This is a genomic window from Streptosporangium sp. NPDC006013 (genome assembly GCF_040614275.1).
Classification (GTDB): Bacteria; Actinomycetota; Actinomycetes; order Streptosporangiales; family Streptosporangiaceae; genus Streptosporangium.
The window spans coordinates 1-11,718 of record NZ_JBEXUE010000322.1 but is presented as its reverse complement, the minus strand read 5'-3'; the positions used below and the strand labels follow the sequence as shown (position 1 = coordinate 11,718).

The 11,718-nt window shown below is 70.3% G+C and carries 10 protein-coding genes; 8 read left to right on the top strand and 2 right to left on the bottom strand.

Annotation, left to right across the window (positions count from 1 at the left end; all coding sequences use genetic code 11):
- The 5 genes from eccCb to ABZ260_RS35345 all read left to right on the top strand — a co-directional run.
- Nucleotides 1-3,387: type VII secretion protein EccCb (gene eccCb / locus ABZ260_RS35365; RefSeq protein ID WP_355626351.1), on the top strand; the 3,387-nt coding region annotated here is incomplete at its 5' end.
- 186 nt (nucleotides 3,388-3,573) lie between these two features.
- Nucleotides 3,574-3,885: a hypothetical protein gene (locus tag ABZ260_RS35360; protein WP_355626349.1), complete on the top strand. Its 312-nt coding sequence runs from the start codon at nucleotides 3,574-3,576 to the stop codon at nucleotides 3,883-3,885.
- A 60-nt stretch (nucleotides 3,886-3,945) separates the two neighbouring features.
- Nucleotides 3,946-4,245, top strand: coding sequence for a hypothetical protein (locus ABZ260_RS35355; RefSeq protein WP_355626347.1), 300 nt, complete (start codon nucleotides 3,946-3,948; stop codon nucleotides 4,243-4,245).
- A complete protein-coding gene (locus tag ABZ260_RS35350) occupies nucleotides 4,245-5,381 on the top strand; it encodes a transglycosylase SLT domain-containing protein (RefSeq protein ID WP_355626345.1) in 1,137 nt (378 codons plus the stop codon). The genes ABZ260_RS35355 and ABZ260_RS35350 overlap by 1 nt, the downstream gene beginning before the upstream one ends.
- An 88-nt stretch (nucleotides 5,382-5,469) precedes the next feature.
- Complete coding sequence (locus ABZ260_RS35345; RefSeq protein WP_355626343.1) at nucleotides 5,470-6,111, top strand: MBL fold metallo-hydrolase; 642 nt, start codon at nucleotides 5,470-5,472, stop codon at nucleotides 6,109-6,111.
- A gap of 72 nt (nucleotides 6,112-6,183) precedes the next feature.
- Here ABZ260_RS35345 and mnmA read toward each other — a convergent pair whose 3' ends face one another.
- On the bottom strand, nucleotides 6,184-7,254 hold the full coding sequence (mnmA, locus tag ABZ260_RS35340; protein WP_355626341.1) for a tRNA 2-thiouridine(34) synthase MnmA: 1,071 nt from the start codon (nucleotides 7,252-7,254) through the stop codon (nucleotides 6,184-6,186).
- Between the two features lie 59 nt (nucleotides 7,255-7,313).
- On the opposite strand from mnmA, the gene ABZ260_RS35335 reads away from it, so the two are divergent.
- Nucleotides 7,314-8,360, top strand: coding sequence for a DUF695 domain-containing protein (locus ABZ260_RS35335; RefSeq protein WP_350956615.1), 1,047 nt, complete (start codon nucleotides 7,314-7,316; stop codon nucleotides 8,358-8,360).
- Nucleotides 8,361-8,434: 74 nt separating this feature from the next.
- On the opposite strand, the gene ABZ260_RS35330 is transcribed toward ABZ260_RS35335, so the two are convergent.
- The gene (locus ABZ260_RS35330) at nucleotides 8,435-9,619 is read right to left on the bottom strand and encodes a cysteine desulfurase family protein (protein WP_355626353.1); all 1,185 of its coding nucleotides are present in this window, start codon (nucleotides 9,617-9,619) and stop codon (nucleotides 8,435-8,437) included.
- 90 nt (nucleotides 9,620-9,709) lie between these two features.
- Between ABZ260_RS35330 and ABZ260_RS35325 the strand changes: the two genes are divergently transcribed.
- Together ABZ260_RS35325 and ABZ260_RS35320 are read left to right on the top strand one after the other, a co-directional pair.
- On the top strand, nucleotides 9,710-10,216 hold the full coding sequence (locus ABZ260_RS35325) for a TetR/AcrR family transcriptional regulator (RefSeq protein WP_350914633.1): 507 nt from the start codon (nucleotides 9,710-9,712) through the stop codon (nucleotides 10,214-10,216).
- A gap of 192 nt (nucleotides 10,217-10,408) precedes the next feature.
- On the top strand, nucleotides 10,409-11,602 hold the full coding sequence (locus ABZ260_RS35320) for an MFS transporter (protein WP_355626338.1): 1,194 nt from the start codon (nucleotides 10,409-10,411) through the stop codon (nucleotides 11,600-11,602).
- The last annotated feature ends 116 nt before the right edge of the window (nucleotides 11,603-11,718 follow it).

Sequence of the window (11,718 nt, the reverse complement as noted above, 5' to 3'; positions counted from 1 at the left end):
CGGGCGCACTCGACCGTCTCCCGGCTGCCGGTCGCCGTGGCCCTGCACTCCTTCGCACGGATCAGGCTGACCGGCGACGTGGCGTCCGTACACGAGATCGTGCGCGCGATGATCGCGCAGATCGCCGTGTTCCACTCTCCCGACGACATGCGGATCATGGTGTGCGCGGGCGAGGAATGGATGTCGCAGTGGGACTGGGTCAAGTGGCTGCCCCACGCGCTGCACCCGGAGGAGCATGACGCCGCGGGCCCGGTCCGGCTCATGACCAACGATCTCGGTGAGCTCGACAAGCTGGTCGGCGGCGAGTTGAGGGAGCGGGCCCGGTTCAACCCGGGAGCCTCCTCCGATGCCCTGCCGTACCACGTGCTGATCATCGACGGCGGGCACGTGCCGCACGACTCCCAGCTGGGCGGCGACGCCATCCAGGGTGTCACCGTGATCGACCTGTCCGGTTCGACGGCGCCGATCGAGGAGAAGAACACGCTCCGGCTGGACGTCCAGCCGGAGGGCTTCTTCATGGTCAAGATCGACCACGCGGGCAAGGAGAACTCGACCCGCCTCGGCGATCCCGACCGGATGGACTTCCTCAGGGCCGAGGGACTGGCCAGGCAGCTCGCGCCGCTGCGCGCCTCGACCGCCAAGGGCGGGGAGCCGCAGGACGTGCTCTCGGTGGACACCTCGCTGACCGATCTGCTCGGCGTCGGCGATCCGACCCGTCTCGACCCCGCGGTGACCTGGCGGCCCAGAGCCGGACGCAACCGGCTACGGGTGCCGATCGGCCTCGGCTCCGACGGCCGGGTGGTCGAACTCGACATCAAGGAGTCGGCGCAGGGTGGGATGGGCCCGCACGGGCTGGTCATCGGCGCCACCGGCTCGGGCAAGAGCGAGCTGCTGCGCACCCTGGTGCTCGGCCTGGCGGTCACCCACTCCTCGGAGATCCTGAACTTCGTCCTGGTCGATTTCAAGGGCGGTGCCACCTTCCTCGGCCTCGACGGCCTCTCTCACGTCTCGGCGGTCATCACCAACCTCGAGGACGAGCTCCCCCTCGTCGACCGCATGTACGACGCCCTGCACGGCGAGATGGTCCGCCGCCAGGAGTTGCTCCGCGCCTCCGGCAACTACGCCTCGCTGCGCGACTACGAGCGCGCTCGCGAACAGGGCGCGGACCTGGCGCCGATGCCCACGCTGTTCGTCGTCATCGACGAGTTCAGCGAGCTGCTCGCGGCCAAGTCCGAGTTCATCGAGCTGTTCGTGATGATCGGGCGGCTTGGCCGCTCCCTTGGCGTGCATCTGCTGCTGGCCTCACAGCGGCTGGAGGAAGGGCGGCTGCGCGGCCTGGACACCCATCTGTCCTACCGGGTGGGCCTGCGCACGTTCTCGGCGATGGAGAGCCGGGTCGTGCTGGGGGTCGCCGACGCCTACGAGTTGCCGTCCGCCCCGGGCAATGCCTACCTCAAGTTCGACACCACCGGAATGACCCGCTTCAAAGCCGCCTATGTGTCCGGCTCCCACCAGGTGGACCCGCGCCACGCCACGACACCGGACGGGCGGGGATCGATCCGGCAGGTGGTGGAGTACGGCCCGGCATTCGTCCCGCTGCCCGTCGTGGAGGAGCCGGAGTCGGACGAACAGGTGGACAACAACAGGAGCAGCCTGCTGGACATCGTGGTCGGCCGGCTGGCCGGCCAGGGCCCGCCCGCCCACCGCATCTGGCTGCCTCCGCTGAACGAGCCCCCGACCGTCGCCCATCTGCTCCCGCCGTTGTCGGTCACACCGGAACACGGCCTCACCACGGCCGGGTGGGTGGGCCGGGGCCGGTTGCACGCCGTCGTGGGCATCATCGACAGACCGTTCGAGCAGCGAAGCGACCCGTTCTGGCTGGACCTGGCGGGTGCGACCGGTCACGTCGGCGTCGCGGGCGGAACCCAGAGCGGCAAGAGCACGGTGCTCCGCACGCTGATCACCAGCATGGCGCTCACCCACACACCCCGCGAGGTGCAGTTCTACTGCCTGGACTTCGGCGGCGGCTCACTCGCCTCGCTGGAGGGGCTGCCCCACGTGGGCGGGATCGCCAGCCGTCTCGACGGTGACCGCGTCCGCCGTACGGTCGCCGAGATCGCCGTCCTCCTCCAGCGGCGAGAGCGCGACTTCGCCGAACAGGGCATCGACTCGATCACCACCTACCGGCGGCGGCTCGCCGACGGGACGATCGAGGGCGACGGCTGGGGAGACGTCTTCCTCGTGGTCGACGGCTGGCTGACCGTCCGGCAGGAGTTCGAGACGATCGAACCCGTGATCACCGATCTGGCCGCGCGCGGTCTCGGCTACGGCATCCACGTCGTGGCCGCGACCAACAAGTGGTCGGAGTTCCGGCCCGGCATCCGCGACCTGTTCGGCACCCGGGTGGAGCTCAAGCTCGGCGACGCCTACGAGTCCGAGATCAACCGGAAGTCATCGCTGGCCGTGCCGGCGGGCGTACCGGGACGCGGGCTCACCAAGGAGGGCATGCACTTCCTGTCCGCGCTCCCCAGGATCGACGGCGTCCGGAACGCCGAGGACCTGTCGGCGGGGGTGCGCGGACTCGTCTCGGCCGTCAAGAGCGCCTGGAAGGGTGCCTCCGCACCGCCCGTGCGGCTGCTGCCGTCGATACTGCCCGCCGGGACGCTGCCCGACGTCGCCCAGAGCGGGCCGGGCCGCATCCCGATCGGCATCGACGAGGCCACCCTCTCGCCCGTCATGCTCGACTTCGAGACGGACCCGCACTTCATCGTGGTGGGCGACACCGAGAGCGGGAAGTCCAACCTGCTGCGGCTCGTCACCGAGGGCCTGGCCGCCCGGCGCACTCCGCAGGAGGCCATGATGATCGTTGTCGACTACCGGCGGTCGCTGCTGGACTCCGCCGCCACCGAGCACCGCATCGGCTACGCCGCCTCCGGCGCGGCCGCCCTCGAACTGATCAACGACGCGCGTGGCGCGCTGCTCAAACGGCTGCCCCCGGCGAACCTCACCCCCGACCAGCTCCGGGCCAGGGACTGGTGGAAGGGCTGTGACCTCTACATCGTCGTCGACGACTACGATCTCGTCGCGACCTCGTCGAACCCGCTGCTGCCACTGGTGGACCTGCTGCCGCAGGCCCGCGACATCGGACTGCACCTGGTCATGTCACGCGCGATGGGCGGCATCGGCCGGGCGATGTTCGACCCGGTCATCCAGCGGGTCAAGGACATGGCCAGCCCCGCCGTCATCCTCTCCGGCAACAAGGACGAGGGCTCCCTGTTCGGCAATGTGCGCCCCCATCCGCTTCCGGCGGGCCGGGGATACCACGTCGACAGGAAGTCCGGCGCCCGCCTCATCCAGACCGCCCTGCTGCCCCCCTCGGACGGGTAGGCCACACAGGCCGTGTCGGACATACAACCCACTACCAGCCAAATACCTCGCAGACCCAAAAGATCGCCTGCTCCTCTGAAAAAGTACAAAAAAGGCCGACCATATGTAAACTCTTGATCAACAGTCGTCAACACGAGGCACCGGGCCCTTGTGCGTCTCCCGGCCACGGTGCGCGAGGAGGCCGGCATGGGTCAAGCGGACGAGCAGGGGTTCGGATACACCTCTGCCGGGCTGACCAAGAGCGGGAACGACCTGAAGGACGCCGGGGACGCCCTGAAAGCCCCCCTGGAAATGTTCAAAATCAACGCCGCCCCCACGTCGAGCTGCTTCGGCCTGGTCCCTCAGGGGTCGGAGGAACTCGCCGAGGGCTACCAGGACTTCTTCCGAGAGACCACCCAGATCCTGGAGGCGCTGCAGGTGGACCTGTCAGGCTCCGGAGTGGGTCTGATGATCAACAGTTACACCTACCGGGGCGCCGACGGCGCGGGTCCCGTGTAACCCCTGTCCGTTATGCTCCACCTTGATCGGCTCAGGGCGAGCCCGGAAGGGGGCGGCCGCGTGGCAGGCATCGACCTTCACTTTCAGGCGCTCGAACGGTGCCGTACGAAGGTGGGGAAGCTGGCCAACCAGGTCCGCGACGAGCTCAGTGACGATCACCCGGCCCCGCCGTCCAACACCTCCGACTACGGAGGTCTCACCGCTTCCACCAGGCTCGCCGGGCTCGTCGACAGCCTTGAGGGGTTCATCGACGAGGAGCTCCAGCAGGTCAGGGAGAAGCTCAGAGGCGTCGAGCGCGCTCTGGAGACGGTGCAGGACAACGTCCGCGGGGCGAACAACGCCAGCGAGGCCAGACGATAGTGGCCGCCCCGGACGGTATCGCGGCGGCTCTTTCGGGGCTGCCACGCGGCGATGAGCTCGTCGGCCTCAGGAGGCAGGTCGCCGGCGCCCCGGCGTCGATCCGCAAGGTCGCGACCCGCTGGCGAACGACGGCGAACGCGGCGAACGAGCTCGTGAGCGGCCTGAACACCACGGTGATCGACGTGGACAACGCCTGGCAGGGCGCCTCCGCGGACACCTTCAGGGGCTACATGCGGACGTACGACCGGGCCTGCGACGGATTCCGCGACGCGCTGGTGAGCTGCGCCGGCTCCCTCGACGTGGTCGCCGCGAGATTGGAGGAGGCGAGCTCGACGGTCGACAACATCTGCGGCAACCTCCTCAACCGGGTGGAGACCCACCGCAGGAACAACCCCGACAGGGAGCAGCGAGACCTCGACCAGGATTTCGGACCGTGGGTCGAGACGGCAATCTCCGACGCTCGCAGCGCGATCGGACCCGCCGGCGACGCCGTGACCCTGGCCACGACCACCCTTGAGAAACACACGGAAGACGAGCTGGCCCACTTCTCCCTCATCAGGTCACCGGGCAGCGACGCCTCCATACCCACCTCCGGCTGGGAACGGACCCCCGGCTACCAGCCGCCGACCGGAATCCGCGCTCTCGGCGGCTTCGGCGGCAACGGCTCCGAGGGCGGCTACGGTTCCGAGGGCGGCCACAGCCCGGTCGGGCACAGCGGCACGTCGCCGGGCGGCGGCGGCGGGGCCCCCGCGCCGAAGAAGGAGGTCGTGGAGTGGATCCGGGAGGCACTCACGATCCTGCGGGACAACGGCGTGGCCGTGAACCCGGACGATCCGGCGACCATCGACAAGATCTGGACGATCATCTTCCACGAGTCGGGCGGCAACCCGCAGGCGATCAACAACTGGGACTCCAACGCCGCCGCCGGCATCCCGTCCAAGGGACTCATGCAGACGATCGACCCCACGTTCCAGGCGCACAAACAGCCCAGCCACAACGACATCTACAACGACATCTGGAACCCGGTGCACAACATCATGGCCGGTGTCCGCTACACCATCAGCCGTTACGGCTCCCTGGACGGTCATCCCGGCATCGCCTCCCTCAGCGGTGGCGGCGGATACAAACCGTACTGACACCCGCCGCCGCGGGACGGCCCAGTGAAGATCGGACACCCCCGCCCCACTGCGGATCATGATTCGGCGCGCCCTTTAGGGTGTGGGAATGAGACTCACGAAATTCGGACACGCCTGTGTCCGCCTGGAGAAGGACGACTCCGCTCTCGTGATCGACCCGGGCTCCTTCAGCGAGGAGTCCGCGCTCGACGGGGCCCAGACCGTGCTCATCACCCACGAGCACTTCGACCATGTGGACACCGACCGGCTGCGCCGGGCGGCCGAGGCCAACCCCTCCCTGGAGATCTGGACCAACGAGGGCGTGGCCGCCACGCTGACCGACGTCCCCGCGAAGATCCAGGTGGTACGGCACGGCGACACGTTCGACACGGCCGGCTTCGGAGTGCGGGTCGTCGGCGAGTGGCACGCCCCCAACCACCCGGACCAGCCGATCGTGCGCAATGTCGGTTTCCTGGTGGACGAGGAGGTCTTCTACCCGGGGGACGCGTTCACCCCGCCGGGCGTCGAGGTGCCCACGCTCCTGGTGCCGACCAACGCGCCGTGGATGAAGGCGTCGGAGATGGTGGAGTACCTGCGCCAGGTCCGCCCGGACAGGGCCTTCTCCACCCACGACGGCCTGCTCAACGACATCGGGCTCGGCCTGGTCGACAGGTGGCTGGAGATGGAGTCGGAGAAGCAGAAGGCCGAGATGCGCCGCCTCAAGCCCGGCGAGTCGGTCACCCTGCCCTGACCCGGACCGGCTCGCCCGGGCCGTGAACCGGGCGTGGGGACGCGGCCGTGTTCGCCCGGCGGCATGACGGGCTCAGCGGGCCGAGGCGATGGTGGCCGAGCCGATCACGGTGTCGCCGAGGTAGAGCACCGCGGCCTGGCCCGCCGCGACCCCGGTGGCCGGGGCATCCAGCGTGATGTGCACCTCCCCGCCGGAGAGCCGGGCACGGCAGCCGTACACCTCGCCGTGCGCGCGGAGCTGGACCGTGCAGGTCAGCGGCTCACGCGGCTCGCCGGTCGGGCCGTTCCAGACCGGGCGCCCCGCGACGATCTCCGTGACCGCCAGGGACGAGCGCGGACCGATCGTGACCGTGTTGGAGACCGGCTCGATGGACAGCACGTAGCGCGGGCGGCCGTCGGGGGCCGGGCGGTCGATGCGCAGGCCCTTGCGCTGGCCGACCGTGAAGCCGTAGGCGCCCTCGTGGCCGCCCACGACCTCGCCGGACTCGTCGACGATCGGACCCGGCGCCGTGCCGAGACGGTCGGCGAGGAAGCCCCTGGTGTCGCCGTCGGCAATGAAACAGATGTCGTGGCTGTCGGGTTTGTCGGCCACCATGAGCCCGCGCCGCGCGGCCTCCTCGCGCACCTGGGCCTTGGTGGAGTCGCCCAGCGGGAAGATCGCGTGACCGAGCTGCTCCCTGGTGAGCACGCCCAGCACGTACGACTGGTCCTTGCCCTCGTCGGGGCTGCGGCTCAGCACGCCGTCGGTGACACGCGCGTGGTGCCCGGTGGCCACCGCGTCGAAGCCCAGCGCGAGGGCGCGGTCGAGCACCGCCTCGAACTTGATCTTCTCGTTGCAGCGCAGGCACGGGTTGGGCGTGCGGCCGGCGGCGTACTCGCTGACGAAGTCCTCGACCACGTCGCGGTGGAACCGCTCGGCCATGTCCCAGACGTAGAAGGGGATGCCGATCACGTCGGCGGCCCTGCGGGCGTCTCGCGAGTCCTCGACCGTGCAGCACCCGCGGGCGCCGGTCCGATAGGACTGGGGGTTGGCCGAGAGGGCGAGGTGGACACCGGTGACGTCATGGCCCGCCTCGGCGATGCGGGCGGCCGCCACGGCGGAGTCGACGCCGCCGGACATGGCGGCAAGCACACGAAGACTCATAACCCCTTGAGCGTACCCGTGTTGGCGGGCACCCCGTCGGGCTGGGAGAATCCGGGGTCATGCGACTGTTCGGGCGGAAGAACGAGCCCGCCGCCGACCCTGCCGACGGTATCGGCGAGTTCTGGGCGTGGTGGGCGGAGGCGAGACCGGAACTGGACGCGATGGTCGCCGCCGGCGAGGCCGAGCGGCTGGCCGAGTGGATCGGGCCCGCGGTGCTGGTCGTCCACCCGTCGCTGGTGTGGGAGATCGCCCCCGGCCGGAGCGCCGACCAGGCCCTCGTGGTCACCTCGGCCGGCGACCCCGAGCTGCGCCCCATCGCGCATCGCTGGGCCGCCGCCGCGCCGCCCGCCGACGGCCTGTGGGAGTTCCACCCGTCCCGGCGGGCCAACCCGCACGCGATGGACCTCACGCTCGACGTGGGCGGCTACGAGTTCGCGCTCGACAAGCTCGTGCTCGGCCTGCGCGCCCCGCACGGCAACCCCCGGGTCGACGTGGTCGCCTACCATCCGATCTTCACCATCCTGGACGACGAGACGCGCACCGAGGCGGCGCTGCTCGCCCTCGACTGGCTGCTCGGCGAGGACGACGTGGCCCGCTGGGTGGGTGACATCTCCGCCGCGGCCTTCGAGCCGATCGACGCGGTGCCCGCCGTGCACCTGCCGAGCGTGGTCTCCGATCTGGCATCCGGCTACCGGGACGAGCAGTGGGCGCTGCTGGAGGGTGAGACCGCCACCGGCGCCCGCCTGATCGCCACCGCCCGATACCCGCTCCGCCCGGTCGACCACCCGCTGTTCGACCAGCACATCGCCATCACGCTGCCGTACGCGCACCGCGACGCCGAAGGGCTGCCCACCGGCCCCTCGCTGGAGGCGCTGCGCGACTTCGAGGAGCGTCTCGCCGGGCGGATCAGCAGGCTGAACGGCCAGGCCCTGCTCGCCGCGCACATGAGCGCCGAGGGGCAGCGGGTGCTGCACGTCTACGCCGACCCGGTGAGCGAGACGGCCATCCACGCCAAGGAGCTCATCGTGAGCTGGGAGGAGGGGCGGCCCCGGGTCGACGTGGTCGGCGACCCCGGCTGGATCGCCATCTCGCCCTTCCTGACCTAGGAATCCCCGGCACGGGCCTTAAGGAGGCGCCGGGGTACCCGGCGGCCGTATGGGATCACTCAGAGCCGTACGGATCAGCTCAGACCCGCGCGGCGGGCGCGCTCGACGGCGAGGCCGATGATCTCGGCCAGCCGGTCCACATCGGCCTCGGTCGAGGTGTGGCCGAGGGAGAAGCGCAGCGAGCCGCGCGCCCGGAACCCGTCGGCGCCCATCGCGAGCAGGACGTGGGACGGCTGGGCGACACCTGCCGAGCAGGCCGAGCCCGTCGAGCACTCCACGCCCTTGGCGTCCAGCAGCATGAGCAGCGCGTCGCCCTCGCAGCCGGGGAAGGAGAAGTGGGCGTTGCCCGGGAGGCGGTTCACCGGGTCGCCGTTGAGGATCACATCGGGCACCGCCTCACGGACCCGGCGGATCAGGTCGTCGCGGAGCGCGGCCAGCCGGGTCGAGGTCTCGGCCTGCCGGGCCACCGCGGTCCGCACGGCCGTGGCGAAACCGGCGATGGCGGGGGCGTCGAGCGTGCCGGAGCGGACATCTCGCTCCTGACCGCCACCGTGCAGTACCGGCACCGGGTCGACACCCCGGGCGAGCAGCAGCGCGCCGACGCCCATCGGGCCGCCGACCTTGTGACCGGAGAGCGTCAGCGCGTCGATCCCCGAGTCGGCGAAGATCACCGGGATCTGACCGACCGCCTGGACCGCGTCGGTGTGGAAGGGGACGCCGTACTCGCGGGCCACCTCGGCGAGCGCGTGGACGGGCTGGAGGGTGCCGACCTCGTTGTTGGCCCACATGACGCTGGCCAGCGCGACGCTGTCCGGGTCGCGCTCGATGGCCTCGCGCAGGGTCTGCGGATGCACCCGGCCGAACTCGTCGACGTCGAGCAGCTCGACGGTCGCACCCTGGTGATCGCTCAGCCAGTGCGCGGGGTCCAGGGCGGCGTGGTGCTCGACGGCGCTGATCAGGATCCTGTCCGCGCCCCCGGCGCGACGGGCCCAGTACAGGCCCTTGATGGCGAGATTGTCGGCCTCGGTGCCGCCCGCGGTGAAGACGACCTCGCTGGGACGGGCGCCGAGCGCGGCGGCGATGGCCTCCCGCGACTCCTCCACGACCTGGCGGGTGCGGCGGCCGGCGGCGTGCAGGGAGGACGCGTTGCCGACCTGGCCCAGTTGGGCTGTCATCGCCTCGATCGCCTCGGGAAGCATCGGCGTGGTCGCCGCGTGATCGAGATAGGCGGACTGCACGGCCGCATCCCCTCCCCACATCGCTGTCAACCTTCCAAGGGTATCCGTGCTCGGGAAGGGCCTCATCCCCGGAGTTGACCACTAAACCGTCCAGACGGTACAGTAGCGGCCATGAGACGGGGTGAACTGTTGGACGCGGCAGAGGATCTGCTCTCCGACCAGGGCTCCCAGGCGCTCACCCTGGCGACCGTCGCCGAGCGCGCCGGATGCAGTAAAGGCGGCCTGCTCTACCATTTCAGCACCAAGGAAGCCCTGATCAAGGGCATGGTCGAGCGGCTGATCGAGGAGTTCGACGAGCTCATCGCCGCCCAGGGCCACGACACCTACACCAAGAACTACCTGGCGGCCACGTTCGCCGCCGTGCGGAGCGGCAGGCTGCGGCGCTGGGCCGTGGTGACCGGAGCCTCCGGCAACCTCTATCTTCTGGCACCGCTGCGGGTGGCGATGGCCCGATGGCATCGCGAGGGGCTCGACAGCGAGCCCGACCCGGAGGCGGCGCAGATCGTGCGCCTCGCCTGCGAGGGACTGTGGGACGTGGCGAGCCACGACCCCGATCTCTATGACGACGAGCACTACGAGAGTCTGAAACGGCGTCTGCTGGCCATGCTGCCCGCCTGACCCTGACAGGCCCCTGACACCTTACTTCTCCTGGTTCCCCTGACACCCCTCACTCGCCCGCGCGCCTGATCGCGTGCCCGGCCAGGGAAAACCCATCACACAAATTGGTGGTCGCTTCCGCACGCGCGAAAGCGACCGTCTTTGGTGTGCCCGTTCACCGGTTTGTCAAAACATTTATTGAAGGGATTGAGCATGACCCGCGACCTGAGAACGGCTCGAACCGGGGCAGTTCTCACATTCGTGCTGGCCGGTCTGATGTGTGGATCGATGACCGTGCGCATTCCGGCGCTCTCCGACAAGCTCGGCCTGTCCGAGGCGTCGGTCGGTGTCACCCTCCTCGTATGGGGGCTGGGAGCGCTCATCACCATGCAGTCGATGCGCGCCGTGATGGCGCGCTTCGGCAGCCGGAGCATCCTCCGGGTCGCAGCCCCCCTCACCGCGGCCACCCTGGCCCTGCTGGCGGTGGCGCCGTCGTTCCCCCTGGCCGTGGCCGCGAGCGGCCTGTTCGGCATGGCGTTCGGCGCGGTGGACGTCGCGATGAACGCGCAGGGATCGGCGGTCGAGCGCGCCTACGGCCGCCCGCTGATGAACGGCATGCACGCCGGCTGGTGCGCCGGAGCGATCGGCGCGGGCCTGCTGGGCACCGCGGCGATCGCGGCCGGACTCTCGATCACCGCCCACCTGGTGCTGATCGCCCTGCTCGCGCTCCCCGCGACGGTCCTGATCAGCCGCACCTACCTGCCCGACCCGACGGTGGTCTCCGGCACCGCCCCCGCCGCGCCCCGCCGCCGGATGCCTCCGGTGATCTACCTGCTCGGCGTGATCGCCTTCTGCGCGTTCATGGTGGAGGGCACGGTCGCCGACTGGAACGGCCTGTACCTGCGGGACGCGCTGGGTGCCCCGGAGGCGGTGGCCGCCCTGGGTTACCCGATCTTCGAGGCGGGCATGCTGGCCGGGCGGCTGGCCGGCGACCGGGTCCGGGCCCGCTTCGGCGCCCGCGGCATGATGGTCGCCTCGGGCCTGGCCACCGCCGCGACCTTCGGCGTGGTCATCACGGCCCCCAGCGCACCGGTCGCCCTCGCGGCCATGCTGTTCGTGGGCGTCGCCGTGGCGACGGTCTCGCCGATGGCCATGTCCCTGGCGGGCGAGGCGACCGGCACCCCGGGACCCGCCATCGCCCAGACCGGTGCGATGGGCTACGCGGGACTGCTGCTGGGCCCGGTGATCATCGGTTTCCTCTCCGATCTGGCCACGCTCAGGACCAGTCTCGGCATCGCCGTGCTGCTCGGTGTCCTGATCGCCGCGGTCGCGTGGTTCCTGCCCCGCCACCGCGCGGCGGCCGTCCCCGCGGAGACCGCCAGGCGAGAGCTCTCGATGGCGGCCTGACCCGGGAACGCGAGACGGCACCAACATGGCCACGTGGTTCACGAACCGCGGGCTCGAGATCGACGAACAGGAGCTGTTCGCCGACCTGCTCACGATGGTGTTCTGATCGCCTTCTG